Source organism: Chryseomicrobium excrementi (assembly GCF_002798305.1).
Lineage (GTDB): Bacteria > Bacillota > Bacilli > Bacillales_A > Planococcaceae > Chryseomicrobium > Chryseomicrobium excrementi.
In genome coordinates this window covers 190,226-212,477 of sequence record NZ_PCGR01000003.1, presented here as the reverse complement: position 1 = coordinate 212,477, position 22,252 = coordinate 190,226, and the positions used below count along the sequence as shown (strand labels likewise).

Here is a 22,252-nt window from a genome sequence, read left to right as displayed (position 1 = left end):
CGACTGAATCCATAATTGTTGAAACGTCTCTATCATAATTTTTTCTTTTAGCTCTTCTGAAAAAGCTCGCCTACACAAGATGTTCCAAATAGTCAGTGCATAACGGTCATAACACTCATATAGCTTACTATGACCCTTACACATATCTTGGATAATCGCTTCTCTGCTTATCTCCACTTATCTAACCACCGTTCTAAAGCCAAGTACTTACTACCTACCCTTAACAAGAAATCTTGAAACAGATTCATCCTATTTGAAAGAAATTTATTTTTCATTTCGAAATATTTTTCGAGAAAGGTGTAAAATGACATTAACTCTCCTAACAACTTATCCGATAAGTTCTATAACCAAAGTATTTTGTAGAACCTTTCCGTAGTAGCAGGAATTTATTTTCCAATCTATAGTTTTCAAATTACCGAAATGGTATACTATTCTAAATAGTTTAACTAATATGGATGTGAATACATATGTCACCTGTTCATTCACACGCACAGATTCAGGATGCGTGGTCCCTTGTCCACTCCGATACGAAAAAAGCCGCTCGGCTTGTTCATCAAATACTCGATACTTTTGATGAAGAGGTACCTGCCCTTTTACAAGCGCAAGCGGAAATCACGCTTGCCTATTGTTATGCCCATGAAGGCAAAAATGTAGAAGCACTTAATCTCGCAAAACAAGCTTTTGAAGTGGTCAAGCACTATGAGATGATCGAGTGGCATGTAAATGCGAATCGAGTAATTGGATACGTCTACTCGAGTTTGGGAGATTTAAAGAAATCCAGTGATGCCTTTGAAGAAGGTTTGGCTTTAATAAAGCAACATCATTTACCTATTGACCCTCATTATTTAAACAATTTGGGGTTTATTTATTATGAACTTGGTGAATATGAGCAAGCACATCAGCAGTTAAAGGAAGCACTCGTAGTTGCACGAGAGCAACACCATGATATTATTCCGCTTCTCCTCTCCAACATTGCGGACTTGTATTTGCTATTCGGAAATGTTGAAAAAGCAGAGTCCTACAATCAGCAAGCTTTTGAACTATTAAAAAACCAAAAAGACGATCGGAACTCACTTGCTCACTGCCATAGTATATTTGGTTTGATTTCTAAAGCTAAACAAGAGTACGATGAAGCATACGATTCATTTATAGTGGCTTTAGACATCTATAAACAGCAAGAAGCGCGTTATGCGGAATCCACTATTTTAATTGATTTAGGTGGTCTGTTTGCAGAGCAAAAGAAATTCTCCGTTGCTATAAGTTATTATCAAGATGCTCTGGATATTGCTGATGAGCTAGGAGCAACTCTCTTACAGCAGGAAATCTTAAAAAAGATCTCAGACGCTTATTCGGAAATCAGTTATTTCAAAGAGGCGTATAACTACTTGCTACGTTTTAACGACATTACTGAGCAAATCCGGACTAAAGAAGTTCAAGACCAAATCTCTCGGCACCTTACTCAAGCTCACGTAGAACAACTCCAAAAAGATGCCGAAATTGAACGGTTAAAACTGAAGAGGGAATCCGAGGAAGCTTCTATTCGGGCACAAGTGTTAGAAGATTCTTATCAAGATTTAAAAACAGTTAGTGAAATCGGTAGACGTATCATTGCTAATCAAGAAAATGCGGAAGTGATGTATTCGGTTTATTTAGATTTAAACCGCCTAATGGATGCTCATGTATTTGGTTTATGTCTATACAACAAAGAAGAAGAAGAAGTCGAGTATCGCGCTTTCGTAGAACAGGGAACACTACTCCAACTTGAAAATAAGAGTATACATGATCCTGCTAGTCTCTCAGTTCGCTGTATCCGAGACCATGAGGAAATTCATATTACGCAAGCCGTAGTGGACCAAGATTACACACCTCGCGATTCCGGGTATCCCGATGCTAATCCAAAATCGCTGCATTTCTTGCCACTTAGCATGAATGATGAAATTATTGGAGCAATGACGGTTCAAAGCTATGAAGCGCAGGCTTTTAGTGAGCGCCAACTGGAGATGCTCCGCCTGCTCGCACTATACATCTCTATCGCCATGAGTAATATTTTAAAATCGGAGCAACTCCAGCTTCAAACTCGGAAGCTCGAACAACTTGCTAAAACAGATCCGTTAACGGGTCTTTACAATATGCGTCATATGAAATTGTTGTTGTCTCAATCGATGGAATCGTATCACAAATCGAAGAAATCCTTCTCGATATTGGTGATTGACCTAGATCATTTCAAAGAAATCAACGATTCCTACGGGCACAGCTGTGGAGACCTTGTTCTTCAAGCACTCAGCGAACATTTTCAGCGGTTTGTCCGCTCGACGGATGCTATTGCTCGTTGGGGAGGAGAAGAATTCCTAATGCTTCTCAGCGATACGTCTTTAGAAGATGCCCGTCAAATAGGAGAGCGGCTTCGTGTCTCCATTGACGAGCTAGAAGTCTCCTACAATACAATTCCTGTTCATGTCACAGCGACGATTGGGGTCGCGACGTATTCTTCAAAAGACTGGCATGTAGATGAGTTGATTGAACGAGCGGATAAAGCACTATATATCGGAAAAGAAGCGGGACGAAACCAAGTCGTAACATTCGGAAGTGAATAACAGAAAGCGTTCCCCCATGAATTTGGAGGAACGCTATTTTTATGGCAGGCGATTGCCGGCTGCTTGATAGATGGCATACCAATCTTTACGGGAGAGGGTGATGTCCGCCCCTACGACAATATCCGCTACACGTTGCGACTTTGTGGAGCCCACTACTACTTCCATTTTCGATGGATGACGCAAAATCCAGGCGGCTACGATGGCCGCTTTGGTCACACCGTAATGATCGGCCAACTGTTGTAACACGGTGTTCAGTTCAGGGTATCGAGGGTGATCCAAATAGACACCTTCAAAAAATCCGAACTGGAATGGAGACCACGCTTGAATCGTAATGTCATGCCGTTGACAGTAGGTCAGTACTCCCCCATCTCGGTCAATGGACCCTGTGAACTCTGTGTTTGCTTGGATTCCAGTAGACAATAAAGAAGCATGAGCTGGACTGAACTGAAGCTGATTCAAGACGATCGGCTGATGGACGGCTTCTTGTAACCATTCCAGTTGATAGCGATTGAAATTGCTGACACCAAAGGATTTTACTTTTCCAGAACCCGCTAAATGATCGAATACTTCTGCCACTTCTTCTACTTCCATTAAAGCGTCCGGCCTGTGCAGCATGAAGACATCCACATAGTCGGTTTGGAGGCGATGCAAGCTTTCATCAACGGATTTTAGAAGATGCTCTTTTGAGCTGTCATAGAACCCATTTCGGATAGAAGCTTTAGTCTGCAGGACGATTTGCTCGCGTAAAGAGGGTGTTTCAGCTAACACTCGACCAAATTGAGCTTCGCATTCTCCCCTTGCATAAATATCCGCATGATCAAACGCATGAATTCCAAGTGATAACGCCTGGTCAATCCATTCTGCCACTGCTTTGTCGGAAAGTTCATTGATTCGCATACACCCCATCACAAATGGGGACTCGGTTGCTGCCATTCTGTTCCTCTCCTTCCCAAAATAAAAACGCTACTCTTTTCCACTTAGGAAAAGAATAGCGTATTGTCACAGAATATCCAACCAGATTTTGATAGCAGTGGCTAAAATTAATCCAGCTAAGATCCACTGGAGGTACTTCGTATTCATTTTTTGACCTACTTTTGCTCCGAGTGGTGCAGCTAAAATACTGGCCACGATCATGACTGCAGCCGGACCATACAGTATCTGATCCGTAGCAATCTTCCCAATCGTCGATCCGATTGAAGAAATAAATGTAATCGCCAGGGACGTAGCAATCGTCATTCGAGTCGGTATCTTAAGGACAACCAGCATGATCGGAACAAGGATGAAAGCTCCTGCTGCACCGACAATTCCCGCTGCAATCCCTACGACAAATGCAAGACCCGCTGCTAGCCATTTATTGAAGACCACTTCTTCAATTGGCCGGTCATCTAGATTCTTTTTCGGTAAAAACATCATAATGACGGCTAGAGTTGCCAAAACAGCATAAACGATATTGATCGCACTCTCTGAGATCATGGTAGATCCGTAACCGCCGATAAAGCTCCCAATTAAAATAGCTCCACCCATATAGGTAATTAAAGTTTTATTCAAATACCCGCTTTTCCGGTATGCCCACACTCCTGCTATCGTCGCAAAGAATACTTGAATCGCACTGATTCCCGATACTTCATGAGCAGAAAATGCCATATAGCCAAGCATTGGTGGAATATAGAGAAGCATCGGATACTTGATAATCGAGCCGCCAATACCTACCATTCCTGAAATAAACGATCCGACAAAGCCTATTAAAAAGATGACAACGATGAAATCAAAGCTCATCTTACTACCTTCTTTCTGATTATGCTTTTTTAATCAAGAACGTTAAAATTTCAGCGTCCTCTTGTACATCTAGTAATTCGTGACCTCCAGATTTTGACCAAGCAGCTAAATCTGCTTTGGCTCCTTTATCTGTAATCACAATTCCCAAAATTTCTCCAGATTCGATATCATTCATAGCTTTACGTGTTTTAACAATTGGCGTCGGGCAAGCGAGTCCTTTCGCGTCCACCACGTGTTCTGTATGAATCATGTTGCGTCCTCGTTTATACATTAATGGGTATAAAATTTTGAAATAAAAAAAGCAATAAATTTATACCCCACTAGGTATATTAAATTGTATGCAAAGAAAAGTCAACCTATGCAGATCGAAGCTAAAAAAAGCGTATTGAATTTATTAAAAGGACTGCTTGAACATCGAGCAGTCCCTAGTGATTTTTCCTATTCATCTTCTTTATTAAACCAAAGCTCTTCTTGGTCTTCGACATCTCCATTGTAGTTAATGAGGATTTCCTCACCTGCTGCAATATCTGTATACGCAAAGAAATCAAATGTCTGGTTATCAAAATTGATCTCATAGGTAGCATTGGGTGTATACGAATGGTTGAATAACATTCCGTATCCTAGCAAAATGGCAGATCGGCCAATCCCATACTCAAATGCGTAATCTGCAAGATGTGTCTTCTCAATGTACTGATGCTCTTCATTTGGGTAGGCAAGCACGGGTGCCTGGTGTAACAACGTGCCTTTTGGGATTGCCTCTTTGGCAAAAACCCCTCTATTGAATTCTCCCTCTCCGAGTGGAGACCATTTAATTTCAATCATGTGTGTACCTGCTTTTCCTAGATTTGTCTTCCCTACTGTAACACGTTCCGGAAAGAACGTCTAAATTCCATGCTAAGTGGGTAAAGATGTGTATATCTATAGAGGAGTGAATAGTATGGTTTCGACATTTAAGCTATTACGCGACCGCTCTAAGGATTTAGCAGCAGTCACCCCCACGGATCAAGTGAAAGGACGATTGTATCGAGAAGCTCTTCAACAACAGCTTGTTCAAGGGGCACAGAATTATTCTGTTGCTACCTCAGACCGTAAAGCAGTAGAAGAATTAGTCGATTTACTCGAGATTGTGCATGCACTCCTTCCCGCCCACAATATGACCTATGAAGAGCTAGAGATGGTGCGGCGCCGTAAAAAAGAAGAGCAAGGTGGCTATACAAATGGTACAGCTATAAACTTCACAAAAGATGTCTGATTTAAACACTTCATGACTAGTAGGCGTCATGAAGTGTTTTTTCGTTTTCAGTTGTCACAAATCGCTCATATCCCCATTCAAATCGAGGACCTCTCATGCGAAAGTCCTGTATAAAACCCGTATAATAAAAGCAAGAGGTGAAGCCAATGAAAACGCTACAGGCGTGGGCCTTACAATATCGAACGACCCTCGTTTTTCTAGTTCTCATCAACCTTAGTTTAGCTCTTGCAATGATCGGGCAAAGCTATGCTATCGTCCAAACGGTAGATGGGGCTTTCATTCAAAAAGAATCGTTTCGACAACTACTTCCTTACCTCGTGTTACTTGCTGGGTTTTTAGTAATTCGTTCACTCATGAACTACAGCAATGCACGTGTGGGTCTCTTGTTGTCTAAGCGTGTCCGTCAATCGATGCGTTCGCAGCTTCTCGAGAAATGGAGCAAGCAGCCTATCGAACAGTCAGGTAGTCGACAAACGGGAGAGCGTGTTACGACTCTGATTGATTGGGTGGACCAAGTCGACCCGTATTTTCGAGAATATGTTCCACAAGTTATTAAGACATTACTTGTTCCTTTTGCCATCTTGATAGCGGTATTCTTTGTGAATCCCGCCAGTGGATGGATCATGCTGATAACGGCACCTTTCATCCCTCTATCCTATATTCTGGTCGGCGTGAAGACGCAACAAAAATCAGAACGACAACTGGCTGAACTGTCTTTATTTTCCGGTAAATTCCTTGATATTTTACAGGGCTTACAGACACTGAAGCTGTTTGGAAGAGGCAAGGAACAGAGTACCGTATTAAAAGAAAGCAATGACGGCTTTCAACAGACGACGCTCTCTATCTTAAAGATCGCATTTGCTTCTTCTTTCTTTATTGAACTGATCATTACACTGGGCATCGGGTTACTCGCTCTTGAAATCGGCTTTAAGATGCTGGTGTTCGAGACGCTGACGTTCGCACCTGCATTCTTCGTGCTTGCCATGGCACCCGAGTACTACAATTCCTTAAAAGAATTAGGTGCAGCATTTCATACAGGAAGAGGCAGTTTGGCAGCAGCCGAGCAACTCGAACGCGAATTCACAAAACCGGAAAAACCGGTCAAATGGGGAACCACTCCAATTAACGGACCACTTCGTCTAGAGGTAAACAACCTAAAATTTTCGTATGATGATACATTTCAACTAGCGATTGATTCACTGACGGTGCACGCTAAAGAACATTTAGTGATCATCGGACCTTCAGGACAAGGAAAGACGACATTGCTAAACCTATTATCTGGTGCATTCGAGAAGAACAGTGGAGACATTCTAATTAATGGCCTTCCGAGAGAACAAGTCGATGCAGCGAGCTGGTGGTCCCAAACATCTTATATCTCGCAACACCCTTACCTGTTTGCAGGAACCATTCGCGAGAATATCCAGATGGGTCTTCCTGCTTCGGACGAAGCACTGTATCAAGCTCTAAAAGATGCCGGACTCGATCAGTTAGTTTCTTCTCTTCCTGATGGATTCGAAACTGTTATTGGAGAAGGTGGACGGGGATTGTCAGGTGGGGAAAAACAGCGGATTGCGCTAGCACGTTGTTTCGTCAAACAACCTACACTTGTTTTCTTTGATGAACCGACAGTAGGTTTAGATGTAAAGACGGAACGTATTTTGTCTGAAACGATTGACCGATTGGCTAAAGAAGCGACTGTCGTCACTATAGCCCATCGCTTACCGACTATCAAGAAGGCGGATCGACTGGTCGTGTTAGAACAAGGTCGTGTCTCGGCTTCTGGAACCCCGTCGATCGTTTCAGAAACTAGCCTGTACTATGCCGGACTCATGCAAGGAGGTACCGGAAATGAGAGTACTCGTTAATCTGATACTCGAAGAACGAAAAGAAGCGCTCCTAGCTGTAGGACTCGGAGCGGTCAGCGGACTGACAGCCGTCGCGCTGTTCGCACAAAGCGGTTACATGATTTCCAAAGCAGCACTTGCCCCACCGTTTTATACAATTTTGATTTTGACTGCGTTTTTGAAGTTGTTTGGAGCGGTCAAGTCGTCCAGTAAGTATTTTGAACGGCTGATTTCCCATAGGGTGACGTTCTCTGCTCTTAGCCGTATCCGGCAGTATTTTTTTGAACGGATCGACCCCATGGTGCCTCAAGTCTTCACCAAATATCGTAGTGGAGACTTGTTGACCCGATTTGTGGGTGACGTGGAAGTGTTGCAAAACTTCTTTTTGCGCGTACTCTACCCACCTCTCGTTACCGCTCTGGTGTTTATCGCCACGGTATTTTTTACGGTATTCTTTTCTGTTTGGCTTGCCCTTGCGCTCGTCATCGGGTTTCTACTCGTCGCCGTAGTAGTGCCGGCAGCGTCTGCTAAAAGTCTGCAGAAGCATCATGTTCTTTCAAAACGAGCTCATCTAGCTACAGAATCCGTTGAATACTTGAACGGCTACAGAGAGCTGCTTTTGCACAACCAATTAGAAGAACAACGAAAACGCTTGGAGAACGCACAGCAATCTTATATTCAGGAGCAAGTGGCCGTTGGGAAGACTCAGCTATGGAGTCAGACGTTAAATGCAACGGTTGCTTCTTTTACAGCGCTTGTTATGTTAGGTATCGGAGCGTATCTGGTTACTACAGATCAGTTAGATGGTCTGTTTCTTGCTATGCTTACACTTGTGGCATTGACATCTTTTGAAACCGCAGTGCCCTTGGCTGGCCTACCAGGTCATCTTCATGAAAGCCGTCAAGCCTTGGACCGTTTAACGACTCAGATGGAGCCACCACTTCCAATCTTGCAACAGGAGCTGGCCCCTGCAAGTGGCTACTCTATAGAACTTTCTGATGTATCTTATCAGTACCCTGAATCTATTCGTCCTACTCTTGACGCCATCAAGCTCCGTATTCCTGCTGGAGAAAAATGGGCAATCGTCGGTGCTAGCGGTTCAGGGAAATCAACACTTCTACAATTGCTGGCTGCTATGGCGTATCCAACTTCCGGAGAGGTCTCCTATAATGGTCAAGCAACGAGCCAGTTGATTCCAGAGACCTTGTGGAAACAGCTAGGCGTACAACTGCAAGCCAGCCATTTCTTTTATGGGACGATTCGAGACAATCTCGTGATTGCGAAGCCGGATGCATCTGATGAGGAATTACACAATGCTTTGGAACAAGCTCAGTTCACTAGTGAACTTGATGCAGTTGTGTTTGAAAGAGGCGATAACTTATCGGGTGGCGAGAAACAGCGGCTTGCTTTAGCTCGTCTGTTTTTATTGGATGTTCCCGTATGGCTACTCGACGAGCCATTCACAAGTCTAGATTATGTCACGGAACAACGACTGCTCCATGCATTACAGCAACATACAAAAGATGACACAGTCATCCTCGTTAGTCATAAGTTGAGTGGGCTCGAGAACATGGACGGCATCCTTGTCATGGATCACGGTAAACTAGTCGAATTCGGTTCCTTCACACAGCTTCTAGAGAAAAAAGCGACATTTTACGAAATGTATCAAATCGAAAAATCTCTCGTAGAATGAGAATAAGCTGCCCCTCGATTTTTGAGGAGCAGCTTTTTTCATCCAAATAATTGATCCACTAAATCAGCAGGTGCTAATGGGCGACTGAAATAATAGCCCTGGAACACATCACATCCAAGGTCTTTCAACTCTTGAACCTGTTTTGGAGTCTCAACCCCTTCTGCTATGACCGTCATATCTAAGTGATGACCTAGAGAGATGATCGTAGCAATGATGGCACGACCTTCTTTAGTGTGAAGTTTATCTGTAAACGCTTTGTCAATTTTTATATGATCAATAGAAAATGTTTGTAAATATTTGAGCGAACTGTAGCCCGTTCCAAAGTCGTCCATTGCAATCCGGACACCTAACTCTTTAATTTGCTGCAAGATGTCTGCTGCTATGTCCTCTTGCATAGCAATCGTTTCCGTGATTTCTAGCATGAGGCAGCGAGGTCCAAGTCCGGTCTTCTTTAGTATCCCTTTAATTGTCTCTAATAGATCCGCTTGATAGAACTGACGAAGAGACATGTTCACCGCTATAGGAGTAGCCGGGAACCCTTGGTCTTGCCACGCCTTATTTTGTCGACAGGCTTCTTCTATGACCCACTCACCAATAGCAACAATCAGACCCGTTTCCTCAGCAAGAGGGATAAATGCTGAAGGTGGGACCATGCCAAGCTCAGGACTGTTCCAGCGGATCAAGGCCTCAATTCCGTGAATCTTCCCGGACTCTGCATGGTACTGAGGTTGATAAAAGAGAACAAACTCATTGTTTTCTAGAGCTTTATGGAGCAACGCTTCCATTCTCAAGTCCGTTTTAGCAAGCCCTTCTGTATCCGTAGTATACAGTTGAAACATATTTCGTCCGTGTTTTTTCGCATGGTACATCGCGTGATCCGCTGCTCGAATAAGAGTCCTCTCCTCACGACCATGACGTGGATACAAACTAATTCCAACACTTGCCGTTAAAATGGTACTGAAGCCGTCAATGTCATAGGGCTTACTAAGGGCAGACGTAACTTCGACAGCTAATAGTTTTGTTGCTATCTCGGATAACCCCGGTGTCAATACAGCAAACTCATCTCCACCGTATCGGTAGACCGTCCCCTTTGAACCCACCGCAGACTGAAGTCGTTCACCAAATGAAGTAATTAAACGGTCCCCTGCCTCGTGTCCCAAGTTGTCGTTAATAAACTTAAAGCGGTCCAAATCCAAAATCCAAAGACCCAGTTCTTTTCCAGTCTCCTCTTTCAACCACTTCTTTAACTTTTCATTGAAGAGACGCTGATTACCGAGACCTGTTAAATTATCATGATAGGCCAAATAATGCATCATCTGATCATGATTCTTTCGGATGGTAATGTCTTTTCCTATGCAATGAATGGACGTAAGTTCCCCTTTCACGAATACGGGAATCAAAGTGATGTGTAAAGAAATTGTCTCTCCTTTAGCGTTCACGGCTCTAGTCTCGTATTGATAAGGCTTTCCTTTCAATACTTGTTGAAAATGGTGCCATGTAAGCTCCCGCAACTCTTCTTCAATGTAAGGAAGGAACGGCTGCCCAATCAACTGTTGTTGATCGGCACCTAATATTTCTTCAGTTGCTTTATTAAATGCTAAAAACCTGCCTTCTAAATCATATGTAATGACAGGATCTACATTGTATTCAAATAACGCACGGTAGCTTTCTTCGCTATCTTTTAGCTTCTCTTCCATTTCTAACCGAGCGGAGATGTCTTGGGCCGTACTAATGACTCCTGTGACGTGACCGTCTATTTTGATTGGAACAGCTGTCACTTCTATCGGAAAGAAAAATCCCGATTTGTCTTTGATCCGAATTTGAAAAGTCTGGACATTCCCTTTTAGCACTTCATCAAAATAGGTTTGAGTTCGAATACTATCTTCTTTTAAAATCACTTCTTGAAAATGCATACCGAGCATCTCTTCCTTGCTATAACCAAGACGTCGGAGTCCTGCATCATTAAAATTCGTTATCATCCCTTGTTGATTGATCGTATAGACAATATGAGAATTGTATTTGAAAAGTGACTCAAATTCCGAGGACATGATCCGTAACTTTTCTTTAGTCTCTACATAATCTGTAGCATCACTTAGGGTCACGATAAAATACAAATTTCCGTCTCCAGTTGTAAATTCTTGGAGACAAATACGTAAGGCTCGACCCGACAAATGCGTTATAAAAACCTGCTCCCAAGTGTATTCTTGCCATTCTTTTTCAGTGAGCTGTAACAGTTCCTGAGCTTTCGCATTTGCAAATAAAATGGAATCCGGTTGCCCTGTATGCGTACTTGACACCAAACAGAGCGGTTCTGGTAACTGGTGCAAGAGGAGCTGATAGTCTTCTAACAGCCACGACGCATTTTCTAATTTCCTAGAGTGTGATAGGTTCACGTAATACCCTCCCTTCTTCCAAGTAAGTAATACTGTCTATTTTCTTCATTCTATACCAGACCTGGGTAGTTGAATAGAAAAAAGAGGACCGTCCAGTTCGGCCCTCTTCATCGACTTTCATAAAATAATAGGAGCTTGATAAATACAATAGCTTGATTCATCATCTGCTTTAGTTGAATACATGGCTTCATCCGCAAATCGTATCAACTCTTTCTGGTCAAGCGTATGATCCGGGTAAACCGAAATTCCAATATCTACTTTAAAAGCAATCTCATGCGCACCAATCACACATGGTTCTTCAAAGATCTGTACAATGCGTTCTGCCACGCGAGTAGCGTCTTTCTCATCTTCTAATTCAGGAAGAACGATTGCAAACTCATCACCACCGAGACGAGCCACTGTATCTACAGAGCGCACGGATTGCTCCAGTCGACGTGCTAGACGAACGATGACCGCGTCCCCCACTTCATGTCCATATGTGTCATTGATTGCTTTGAAGTTGCGGCCATCAATAAGGATAAGCCCCACTCGTTCATTGTGACGAGAGGCATGTTTTAGGGCCATATCTAACCGGTCTTCAAACAATCGACGATTTGGCAGTCCAGACAAGTAATCGTGAAAAGCCATCTTAGCGAGTTTCTCTCGGTATTCAATTCGCTCTGAGATGTCTCGAGCAGACGTGACAACCTGAACAACTCGACCTTCTTTAAAGACAGGGGTTGCGATGATTTCCATCCAAATAAAGTGACCGTCTGCATGCAGGTGTTTCGTCTCCACAGTAAGTGATTTCCCATGTTGAACAATCTCCGCAAATTTTAGAACGACTTCATCGCGGTCTTCTTCACATAAAAAGTCGCTAAAGTGGTTTCCCAAATAATCTGATGGAGAGAGTCCTACAATGACTGCACTAGATGGTGACACATACTCAATGATTCCTTCTGGATTGATCAGTTTGATGACATCTAATGAATTCTCCGCAATCAGACGATACCGTTCTTCATTTTCTCGAAGCTTTTGCTCTAATTGATACTTTTCAGTAATATCCTTTACGATGGCTAGGATATAGGCACAGTCTCCTTCTTCGTTCGATACAGGATATAGAGTTGTATCTCCTATAAATTTCCGAGTCGGGTTCACAAGTTCATGGATAAACTTCACGGGTTCTTTTGAAGCGACTACTTGAAGGTACTGAGCAGACAAGAGGTCCGCTTCAGATTGATCCGCAATGACCTCATGCAATGTCCTGTTGATACTTGACTTATCAAACTGTAAGATTTCTTTGACAGCTTGATTAATATAATGATACGAAAGCCCCTTATCTTCCACTTTCATTAAAAAAACCAAGTCATCTACATAGTCAAATAAGCGGATCATTTTTAACCCTTCGGACAGATACGAATCGAAGAATGTTTGCATATCCTTTCCCCTTCTCCCAAAAAACACTAATTGGTTTGATTATATACTATTTACCCGTGAAATATCGAATTTTATCATGCAATATTGAGCACTTTGTGACATTTAGTATCACATATATGATATATATTCTATATTTATGTCGAATTCAAGTTTCAAGGGGTCATTTCAATCCACTATTTTTTTGCAATTGTTTTAACCAGTCTACAGTACCGTCTCCAAAGAACGGATGCTTATCTAAATATGCCTTAGCTTCTTGATCATTTGGGTTTTCATACAAACGTTTTAAAATACGAAGTTCTTCTTGTGCGATGAGAGCATGAATAGCATCCGCATTAGAACTGTCCAGATTCTCCAACATAGCAATGGCGTTCTCTAGATGTCCTCTACCAGCTTCTAGTAGGGCTCGCTCTTTAAGGAAATGGTTGGCAGGGCGTGTGATATCCAACGATTCGATTTCCGTTAGTAATAGCGCGGCATCCTCAAAAGCCAATTCTTCCTTTGAATGCTGGTAAAAGTGATCCAAAGCCTGAATATACATAGGTAGATAAAGTGTCTCTTCTAAGAGTTGTATGGATTCTTCCCAACCTGAGAAGTGATGGCTAGTAGCCTCTAGACGATGCTCTGCACTAATTGCGATTTGTTTTTGGTACTCTTCAATGATCACTGTCTGAATAGCGTCCTCTTTAGATACACCATAGAGCTTGCGAAGCTCAGCTTCTAAAACTTCCGTGTCTTCTTCAAGTAGCCAATCTTGAAGTTGGGAAACTCCTGCTTTTCGGGTCAACTCTGTCACAAGAAGCTGGCCATATGTATAGATGTTAACTCCGTCTACTTCTGTCGTTAGTCGGTTGCTGCTCCGATGGACTTCTTCTAGAGGAAGGTCACGGTAAGCCTCAAATGGACCTAGTGGCAGCGTTCCCGTCATCATCTCTGCAAATCCTTCTTCAAGCCAAAGTGGCAGTGTCAACCCTTTTCCTGTCTGCTGTATCTGAAACTGATGGACTCGGTAATGGGCATATTCGTGAATAAGTACCTCTTCCCAGTAGGTCTGATTGTCATGCACATGAATACGCTCAGTAATCGTAGTATAGAATCCACCAAGGGATGTATCTTTTCCAAGTAGCTGTAGTGTAGAGGCATCTCGGTGAAGTTCAATTTTTGGTTTTTTAGATTCAGGCAGTTCAGGTAAGTACCGATCCACTCGTTTTTCAATTAAAGGCAGAAGTCGTTCGATTTCAGCAACCTTGTCTCGGTTCTCTGGCGTTACAAAATAAGTCGCATACGTCCCTTCAACTTGTTCTACATTTTCCTGGAGTGCCGTGTGCCCTGTCCACTTCCCATACCAACCTATCTTGGCCAAGGCGTCTTGTTCAGGAACACCGACTTCTATAGCAAATGCATTGGCGAAAGCAATTCCCACAAGACTGGCGCCGACTAAAAAGGATAGAAGGAAGAAGCCCGCCGCAGATGTTCGAGACCTAATTTTAAATTTGGGCAACCCACGATTTACGAAAGCTACAATGGAGAATACTAGCAGAGCGAAAGGGACTGTCCACAAGCCGATTCCCCATAGCATGCCCGCTACTGCATCTTGTTGAAAGATGAGCCATCCACTTGCTAGCAAATACCCTATACTGATTACAAGAACTAGAGCAATACGTAGCAGTGATTTCATTCAATCATCCTTTCCTCTAAATATAGAGCCTGGATTTTCTTCTACTGATACTAACGGATAAAACTGGAAAAAGTTTCGATTGGATTAAAAAAATTCGCCTGGAGCAGACGAATTTTCAGGTTATTCCTCAGTATCTTCTTCCCATTCCTCTTCTTCCCACTCATACAATTCACGCAGTGTCTCTTGTATATCTAGAATAGTAGCTTCAGGTAAGGGCTTCTTAATCCAACGATCAATATAAACAAGAACGTCTTCAATAGGAAGAGCATACTTGATTTCTTCATAATAACCGCTACCCTGTGTAATCACTCCGATGACTTCGTTTGTTGACGCATCAAATAATGGACCTCCACTACTTCCGGAAGCGGTTTGAGCATCAAATTGAATGAACTGGTTGTAGGCAGAACTATCTTCCATTTCTAAATGGCGCTTTGGCCCGGTTATGTATCCAACTGACCCTGTGTTGGTCGTGTCATATGGCGAACTTACAGCAAGTACTGGCTTTCCTGCTTGAATAGGAGCTTCCAAGTTTACTTCTACACCTTCTTGCCCCTCATAATCAGGGACATGAATCAAGGCGATATCCATGAATTCCGAAATGCCGATGACGGTCCCTTCAGATGGGTGGAAGAACGAGTTCCAGACCGTAACATCCAAGCCATCTGTCACTACATGGGCACTGGTGATGATATAGCCACCATCTTGATACAAAAAGCCAGAACCGTAGCTTGTCTCTGTTTCCACGACTACAGCTAGAGGGTTCAATTCTTTGAAATTGCTAGAGTAGTCCGGCAAGCCTGCCATTTGTCCTTGTGCCACGATTGGTTGGGCTTCTACTTCCCCGTCTTGATCATTTAAATAAATGCCACCTAAATTCAATCCAAGTAGTGTACCGATGATGACGAGACCGGTAGATTTCATTCTTGATTTCCAAGGAGATGGTGATTTCTCAGTTGTTAGTTCGTTACCCATTTTCTTCCTCACATTCGTTTTCTCTCAATTATAAAGGCTACTTGGACTCTCGTATAGAGAGTTTAGCAGCCTTTTCTATCTTCTACTGAGAGGAGCTTTCATCTTGTATTTGTTGGAGCCACTTTTGTGTACCACTGGAGTAGATAGTTCTTTCTTCAAGTTTAGACAATGCTTCTGGATGGAACGGATCTTCTAAAAGCAATTTGTAGATGGATAAGTAATAGTTCATTTTTTCCGACCTCTCAAAATGCTCTTGTTTATTCAAAGCAACTTCCATTAGAGATATAGCTTCCTCTAGTTCTCCTCGCCCAGCAACAAGGTAGGCTTGTTCTTGTTGAATTTCCTCTTGAGATAATATCGGGTCGTATTGAATCCATTCGTTTAAAATTTGCTCTCCTTTATCCCATTCTAGTTCAACAATAACTACATTCTGTAAGATAGGTAAGTATTCCTTATACATAGGAAAATACATGTCTTTTTTATAAGAGTCCCATTCATCTTCCCACCCATCTGCGGTTACTTTCAACAGACGATCAAAGTATCCCGGATCTTTAGCAAGAGTTGCCTCGTATTTCTCAAATAGGAATTGATGAGTCAAAACAGTTTCAGGAATAGCATATAAATCCCGAATCTCTTGTTCAATCACTGCATTGTCTTCTGTCAAAAGCCACGCTTGAAACTGCTCTTTTGAAGCTTCTTTTGAAATTTCTAGCGATAGTACTTGACCATATGTATAGACGTCTTGCATCGGATTATTCATATTTGCAATTTTACTTGTAGCATCTTGTAAAGTGAATTCCTTATAGTGATCAAATGGCCCTAAGGGTAATGTTCCCATCATCATCTGAGCAAACCCTTCTTCTAGCCAATGTGGAATGGATCGGTGCTCCCCTACTTCTTGTAACTGGAATTGATGGACGCGGTAATGCGTATATTCATGAATCACAAGCTCTTCCCAACCCAATTGATTTGCATTGAGGTTTATCTTCCCAGTAAGAACATTATAGACTCCGGACATCTCTGGTTCCATCTGTAAAAGATTCAATGTAGATTCGCTCTGGTGGAGTTCAATCTCAGGTTTTTCTCCTGAAGTTACTGGTGGCAAAAACCGATCGAGTTGTGCTTCTACACGAGGGAACATCTCTTCCATCACGACTACCTTCTCTTCATTGTCTTTCGTCACATAATACGTTGCATACTTTCCTTCAACTTTGAAGGCATCCGATTGCATTGGCATCTGTCCCGTCAATTTACCATACCAAGCAATTTTCTCTAATGCCGTAGCCCCTGTGTTGCCAGCCTGTATCACAAATACATTGCTAATTACCAGAAGAATCAATGATGCTCCTGCTAGTATAGATGTCAACAAGACTACCGCTGCGCTTAACCGCGAACGAATTCCTAATTTCGGCAACTTCCCCATCGCAAGTGCGATTAACGAGATAACGAAGAGCCCAAATGGAATACACCAGAGTAAAACCCCAACCAACATGCCTCTCATTTCATCAAAAGAAAAAATCATCCAACTACTTCCGATAATAAAAAGAAGCAATACCCCCATGTACAACACAAACTTTAGAATCCCCTTCATCCAACCTTCCTTTCACTTCCTTCAATTTCTCTTTCTTACTCCATACTACTATAAATTACGTCCTATTATGGAAAATGTTTCAATTATAGGAACTAAAAAAACACCTTCGCAAGGAAGGTGTTTAGCCTAATCTCCGATCTTGGCCTGTTCATCTTATACGGATTGATCGTTGCCATCCCTGCTACACTTGTCGGGGGATATCTATATGGAATGTTCATTGGGAAACGCATCCAACATTCTGGCGATGTGGAAGAGCTAGAAATGGATCCTGCAGATGCTCCTAAAAAAGAAATCGGTACAGGTCTCAGCTTCTTCTTACTCGGCCTACCCATTCTATTGATCTTGTTCAATACGCTTTCTAATCTTTGGTTCCCTGGAACTACATTAGCTGCAGTTCTTGGATTTGTTGGGGAAAAGAACGTGGCACTCTTCATTTCTGTTATCGTGGCATTGATCGTCCTTCGCCCATACATTGCAGTGAAAAGTGAGCGCTTGTATACAGAAGCGATCAGTTCAGCAGGTGTCATCATTTTGATCACTGGTGCGGGTGGCGCTTTTGGAGCAGTCATCAACAAGAGTGGCATCGGTGACCACTTGATTGCTACGATGCAAGACTGGAGTATTCCGGTACTGTTACTTGCCTTCATCTTCTCTCAAATCTTACGTGCATCTCTGGGTTCTGCAACCGTAGCGCTTGTAACGACATCAAGTATCCTAGGACCAATGATTGGAGAGCTTGGCGTGTCCCCTGTTCTTTTAGGTCTTGCAATCTGTGCTGGTGGTATCGGCCTTTCTCTTCCAAACGATTCTGGCTTCTGGGTCGTATCCCGTTTTGGAAAGCTGACAGTACCGCAAACCCTTCAAGCATGGACGTTAGGTGGGTTTATCGCCGGACTGACGGCACTCGCCACTGTTTATCTACTAAGTCTATTTGCCGGGTTCCTACCTGGTTTATAAGCAAACAAAGAACCACGCACCAGAAAGAATCCGGAGCGTGGCTTTTATTGTGGTTCATAGGTTGTAGACGCTGCAATAGACGCATCTTCTAATACATAAGGATGGGTCTTCAAAAGCATGGTTTGGAGTCGTTCAGGCATCTGATCTAGGCCGTACGCACAAATTAGTGGAAAGTTCATTTCATTTACCGCTTGATCTACCATATACTCAAATTCTTCAATCAAATGCAACGGCTCTTTTACACTTTCCCATTCTACGTGGGCCCAAGACCTAAAGACGTGCCCCTTCTCAATAAATGGCGCAACGACTTCTGTGAAATAGGCTTGAATCGCTTGCGGGTTGTAACTTCCACTAGACCAATAGAAATGAAGGCTATTTACATAGTGGACCTGGTTCAACTGCTGAGATGAAAATCGCTTGGCAAGTTCTTTTTGTACTTGAGACGAAATACGCTCGTTCTCCACCAGTAACAAATGATCTCCTGCATGGATTCCATCGGAAATGTACTGATACAGCTCTCTAAAATAGGTTTCGTTACCGGTATACGCATAGAGAATATGCGCATTCCGCTTTTCATTAACAAGTTGCTGAATCGTAGATTTCATAACCGTTCCAACTTTCTATTGGGATTCCGAGACGGAGTAAAGTGGATATTAGTATACCACTAAATATAGGTTGTCACCGCACCGAAGCCAAGAGCGAGTAAAATCACTAGAGCTGGATGCAGTTTCACGCGTTCCAACAAGAAGTAGGAGCCAACAAGCAGAATCAATGTAACCCAGATGCCATTCATGTCGAAAGAATCGCCTAAAAAATCATACGTCATTACGACTAATAATACCGCAATGATAGGACGAATCCAACGTGTTAAACTTTTCACATATACGGATTCTTTATGTTTCCAAATCAAATTCAGCAATAAGATCATCATGAGAAGTGAAGGACCCACTGCTGCGAACAAAGCAATTAATGCGCCCAAAACTCCTGCTTGATCATATCCTACAAAACCAGCCATTTTAGTGGCAATCGGCCCAGGAAGTGCATTGGCTGCTGCTACCATCTCTGAAAACTCAGCATTGGTCATCCAGCCGTAGCGCTCTACCACTTCTACTTGAACAAGTGGAATCGCTGCCGGACCTCCTCCGTAACCTAAAATACCAGGAATCAGAAACGCAATAAACAGTTCCCAATAGATCATGTCCGGTTCCTCCCCTTCATCAGAAGTGGAGAAAAGATGAGCGCAAAGACTGCTAAAATCACAAACGCAGGATGAATGTTCAGTAGATACATCGCGATAAAAGCGACTGTTAACGTTCCAGCAGCTTTCATCCATCCAATCGTTTCACCCGATTTCTTCACGAAGTCCCATGCTAGAACGCCTAACATGACAGTTACTACAGGAATTACGGCATGCGCCATATTTTGAACGACCGGTAACTCTTTATAGGCTTCTAACACTTTTAATAAGACAATGACTGCAATAACTGTCGGAATCACATTGACTGCTAAGGCAATCAACATACCGATCCATCCGGCCACACGGTAGCCGATGTATCCGGCCATCTTCGTTGCAATAGGACCTGGCATCGTGTTCGCTAGTGCCAAGACATCCCCAAACTCATCGTCTGTCATCCATTCATACTTCTTCACTGCTTCTGCATGGACTAACGGAATCGAGGAAGGGCCTCCTCCAAATCCGAAGATTCCGACTCGGAAAAAGCCACTTGCCAACTCCTTGTAAAGTTGCCCCTTTGGACGCTCAAGAGGCACTTCTTTGTGCGGAGTTACCACGCCGCAACAGAGCCATCCGTACGAGATTCCGTCCCACCTTGAAGCACACCAGTTTCAGAGTCCCGCCAAATGATTTGGCCGCGTCCAAAGCTGCCTCCATCTGGTAGCACTTGAATCGTGTGTCCTTTGCGAATCAAAGCTTGCACCAAATAGTTCGGGAACTCTGGCTCCACGTGAACGGTCTTCCCTTCAATCCATTGCCATCTTGGCATGTCGAGTGTCGCTTGTGGATTGAGCAAGTGATCTACAGTACTTGAAACGACTTGGAAATGTCCTTGAGGTTGCATATAGCCACCCATAACACCGAATGGCCCGACCGCTTTCCCGTCTTTAGTCAAGAAGCCGGGAATAATCGTATGGTATGTGCGCTTTCCAGGTTTCAAATAGTTCGGATGGGTTTCATCTAAGGAGAAGTCATGCCCACGGTTCTGTAGCGCAATTCCCGTACCTGGAATGACGATTCCTGAACCGAATCCCATGTAGTTACTTTGAATGTATGAGATCATGTTGCCTTCTCCGTCCGCAGCTGCGAGATAGACCGTTCCTCCACGAGGTAATTCATACGGTTCTGGAAGCAATGCTTCATCTGTAATTTTTTCAGCGCGTGCTTTGGCGTATTCATCTGATAACAAGTGCTCTGGGTCTACTGGCATCTCTCCTTGTTCGGTGATGAAGGCTTTTCCATCTGTAAATGCGAGCTTCATGGATTCAATCTGACGGTGAAGTGTATCCGCATCTTGCCACTTGGCATCCCCTGTTTGTTCGAAGATTTTCAGTGCCATCTGAGCAATCATGCCTTGTCCGTTCGGTGGAATTTCCCAGACATCATAGCCTTTATAGTGCGCTCCTAAAGGCTCCACCCATTCCACTTCATAGCTCTCTAAATCTTCTTTCGACAGATAGCCACCATGTCGCTTCATGAACGCGTCCATCTTGTCTGCAAGCTCACCTTTATAGAATGCTTCTGCTTCTGTGTCTGCAATCGCACGAAGTGTAGAGGCGTGACCTGGAGATGACCACATCTCCCCAATTTTCGGGGCCTCGCCACCTGGGGCGAATGTTTCAAACCAGCCTGCAAACTCTTCTGATGTATACGTCTCTTTGAATTTTTTATGAGCCATCCCCCAGAACTTCCCGAGGATTGGAGAGACCGGATACCCTTCTTCTGCATAGCGAATGGCTGGTGCGAGCACCTCTTTCAATGGCAACTTCCCGAACTTACGAGAAAGGGCCACCCATCCTGCTGGAACTCCAGGTACGGTCACAGGTAACACGCCAAATACCGGCACTTGCTTATGTCCTGCTTCTTTTAACTTGTCTGCTGAGATGGACTTTGGAGCTGGACCGGATGCGTTCAGGCCATGCAGCTTGTCTTTTACCCACACTAAAGCGAAGGCATCGCCACCGATTCCATTAGATGTCGGTTCCACAACAGTAAGTGCTGCTGCTGTAGCGATTGCCGCATCGATTGCGTTTCCGCCTTGTTTTAAAACATCTAAACCTGCTTGAGCAGCTAGTGGCTGTGATGTAGCAACCATTCCATTTCTAGCAAATACAGTGTTGCGTTTCCCTGAGAAGGGGTGAAATAAGTGATCCATACTCTTTTATTCCTCCATTCAATTTCATTTGTTAATTATTTTTATACTTTTGATTAACAAATGTATTTCTTTCTTGCAGTATACAGAAAATTCCGTTCAAATGCCACTCAAAAAAGCCACATACCTGTTTAGGTCTGTGGCTCACTAGTACATTCTATAACTTCAATCCACTTCGACTCTTAAACCGGCGAAGCAGGATATGACTCTCAACACGCGTGATCCCTTCAAACGCATACAACTCTTCATTGATGAACTTCTCTAAACTTTGGAAGTCGTCCACAAGGACATGCATATGGAGTGTAGAAGGGCCTGTCATCTGATAACAGCTCGCTACATTGGCGTTCTCTGCAAGTTTCTCGGCTACCTCAACCAATGACTTAGGCTCGCAATCCACTTCAAAAAAGGCTGAGACACTCTTGCCGACTTTCTCGGAATTTACCACTACAGTAAAGCGTTCGATAATGCCTCGTTGTTGTAGATCGTGTACACGCTCTCGAACTGCCACACGAGACAATCCTAGTTCCTTGCCGATATCCACATAAGACATCCGACCATTGGCTGTTAAGAGTTCTAGTATCTTTTTATCTGTTGCATCCATTCGTTCCAATTCGACACACCCCTCTCTAACTCATTCCGTTGTGTTCCAAATATACCTTATTTCCGAACAAATTGAAAAGGAAGCGAGAGATTTTCTCGCTTC

At 43.2% G+C, this 22,252-nt stretch carries 19 protein-coding genes; 5 read left to right on the top strand and 14 right to left on the bottom strand.

Going from position 1 to position 22,252, the window contains the following annotated elements; all coding sequences use genetic code 11:
• The first annotated feature begins 467 nt into the window (after nucleotides 1-467).
• Nucleotides 468-2,594, top strand: a complete 2,127-nt coding sequence (locus CQS04_RS10085; protein WP_100354026.1) for a sensor domain-containing diguanylate cyclase — start codon at nucleotides 468-470, stop codon at nucleotides 2,592-2,594.
• Nucleotides 2,595-2,633: 39 nt separating this feature from the next.
• Here CQS04_RS10085 and CQS04_RS10080 read toward each other — a convergent pair whose 3' ends face one another.
• From CQS04_RS10080 to CQS04_RS10065, 4 genes are all read right to left on the bottom strand, one after another.
• A complete protein-coding gene (locus CQS04_RS10080; RefSeq protein WP_100354025.1) occupies nucleotides 2,634-3,527 on the bottom strand; it encodes an aldo/keto reductase in 894 nt (297 codons plus the stop codon).
• A 66-nt stretch (nucleotides 3,528-3,593) separates the two neighbouring features.
• The gene (locus CQS04_RS10075) at nucleotides 3,594-4,370 is read right to left on the bottom strand and encodes a sulfite exporter TauE/SafE family protein (protein ID WP_100354024.1); all 777 of its coding nucleotides are present in this window, start codon (nucleotides 4,368-4,370) and stop codon (nucleotides 3,594-3,596) included.
• A gap of 19 nt (nucleotides 4,371-4,389) precedes the next feature.
• Nucleotides 4,390-4,617, bottom strand: a complete 228-nt coding sequence (locus tag CQS04_RS10070) for a sulfurtransferase TusA family protein (protein ID WP_100354173.1) — start codon at nucleotides 4,615-4,617, stop codon at nucleotides 4,390-4,392.
• 191 nt (nucleotides 4,618-4,808) lie between these two features.
• Nucleotides 4,809-5,192 carry an SET domain-containing protein gene (locus CQS04_RS10065; RefSeq protein ID WP_100354023.1) on the bottom strand — a complete coding sequence of 128 codons (384 nt, stop codon included), beginning with the start codon at nucleotides 5,190-5,192 and terminating at the stop codon, nucleotides 4,809-4,811.
• 115 nt (nucleotides 5,193-5,307) lie between these two features.
• Between CQS04_RS10065 and CQS04_RS10060 the strand changes: the two genes are divergently transcribed.
• The 3 genes from CQS04_RS10060 (at nucleotide 5,308) to cydC (ending at nucleotide 9,159) form a co-directional block, all read left to right on the top strand.
• The gene (locus CQS04_RS10060; protein WP_100354022.1) at nucleotides 5,308-5,622 is read left to right on the top strand and encodes a nucleoside triphosphate pyrophosphohydrolase; all 315 of its coding nucleotides are present in this window, start codon (nucleotides 5,308-5,310) and stop codon (nucleotides 5,620-5,622) included.
• 146 nt (nucleotides 5,623-5,768) lie between these two features.
• Entirely contained in the window at nucleotides 5,769-7,487 is a 1,719-nt protein-coding gene (cydD, locus tag CQS04_RS10055; RefSeq protein ID WP_100354021.1) for a thiol reductant ABC exporter subunit CydD, read from the top strand.
• Nucleotides 7,471-9,159, top strand: a complete 1,689-nt coding sequence (cydC, locus tag CQS04_RS10050; RefSeq protein ID WP_165775516.1) for a thiol reductant ABC exporter subunit CydC — start codon at nucleotides 7,471-7,473, stop codon at nucleotides 9,157-9,159. The genes cydD and cydC overlap by 17 nt, the downstream gene beginning before the upstream one ends.
• A gap of 38 nt (nucleotides 9,160-9,197) precedes the next feature.
• Here cydC and CQS04_RS10045 read toward each other — a convergent pair whose 3' ends face one another.
• The 5 genes from CQS04_RS10045 to CQS04_RS10025 all read right to left on the bottom strand — a co-directional run bounded on the left by CQS04_RS10045 (nucleotide 9,198) and on the right by CQS04_RS10025 (nucleotide 17,137).
• Complete coding sequence (locus tag CQS04_RS10045) at nucleotides 9,198-11,552, bottom strand: EAL domain-containing protein (protein ID WP_100354019.1); 2,355 nt, start codon at nucleotides 11,550-11,552, stop codon at nucleotides 9,198-9,200.
• A 117-nt stretch (nucleotides 11,553-11,669) separates the two neighbouring features.
• A complete protein-coding gene (locus tag CQS04_RS10040) occupies nucleotides 11,670-12,968 on the bottom strand; it encodes a diguanylate cyclase domain-containing protein (protein WP_100354018.1) in 1,299 nt (432 codons plus the stop codon).
• A gap of 160 nt (nucleotides 12,969-13,128) precedes the next feature.
• Nucleotides 13,129-14,643, bottom strand: a complete 1,515-nt coding sequence (locus tag CQS04_RS10035; protein ID WP_100354017.1) for a hypothetical protein — start codon at nucleotides 14,641-14,643, stop codon at nucleotides 13,129-13,131.
• 120 nt (nucleotides 14,644-14,763) lie between these two features.
• Complete coding sequence (locus CQS04_RS10030) at nucleotides 14,764-15,615, bottom strand: S1C family serine protease (RefSeq protein WP_100354016.1); 852 nt, start codon at nucleotides 15,613-15,615, stop codon at nucleotides 14,764-14,766.
• A gap of 82 nt (nucleotides 15,616-15,697) precedes the next feature.
• Nucleotides 15,698-17,137, bottom strand: a complete 1,440-nt coding sequence (locus tag CQS04_RS10025; RefSeq protein WP_165775515.1) for a hypothetical protein — start codon at nucleotides 17,135-17,137, stop codon at nucleotides 15,698-15,700.
• A gap of 186 nt (nucleotides 17,138-17,323) precedes the next feature.
• Here CQS04_RS10025 and CQS04_RS10020 point away from each other — a divergent pair, with 186 nt between their 5' ends.
• Nucleotides 17,324-18,163, top strand: a complete 840-nt coding sequence (locus CQS04_RS10020; protein ID WP_245858800.1) for a GntP family permease — start codon at nucleotides 17,324-17,326, stop codon at nucleotides 18,161-18,163.
• A gap of 44 nt (nucleotides 18,164-18,207) precedes the next feature.
• Here CQS04_RS10020 and CQS04_RS10015 read toward each other — a convergent pair whose 3' ends face one another.
• The 5 genes from CQS04_RS10015 to CQS04_RS09995 form a co-directional block, all read right to left on the bottom strand.
• Complete coding sequence (locus tag CQS04_RS10015; protein ID WP_100354014.1) at nucleotides 18,208-18,768, bottom strand: MEDS domain-containing protein; 561 nt, start codon at nucleotides 18,766-18,768, stop codon at nucleotides 18,208-18,210.
• A 59-nt stretch (nucleotides 18,769-18,827) separates the two neighbouring features.
• On the bottom strand, nucleotides 18,828-19,361 hold the full coding sequence (locus CQS04_RS10010) for a chromate transporter (protein WP_100354013.1): 534 nt from the start codon (nucleotides 19,359-19,361) through the stop codon (nucleotides 18,828-18,830).
• Nucleotides 19,358-19,954, bottom strand: a complete 597-nt coding sequence (locus CQS04_RS10005) for a chromate transporter (protein WP_245858799.1) — start codon at nucleotides 19,952-19,954, stop codon at nucleotides 19,358-19,360. The genes CQS04_RS10010 and CQS04_RS10005 overlap by 4 nt, the downstream gene beginning before the upstream one ends.
• The gene (locus tag CQS04_RS10000; RefSeq protein ID WP_100354012.1) at nucleotides 19,948-21,552 is read right to left on the bottom strand and encodes a gamma-glutamyltransferase family protein; all 1,605 of its coding nucleotides are present in this window, start codon (nucleotides 21,550-21,552) and stop codon (nucleotides 19,948-19,950) included. The genes CQS04_RS10005 and CQS04_RS10000 overlap by 7 nt, the downstream gene beginning before the upstream one ends.
• 154 nt (nucleotides 21,553-21,706) lie before the next feature.
• Nucleotides 21,707-22,150, bottom strand: a complete 444-nt coding sequence (locus CQS04_RS09995; RefSeq protein ID WP_094942735.1) for an Lrp/AsnC family transcriptional regulator — start codon at nucleotides 22,148-22,150, stop codon at nucleotides 21,707-21,709.
• Between the last annotated feature and the right edge of the window lie 102 nt (nucleotides 22,151-22,252).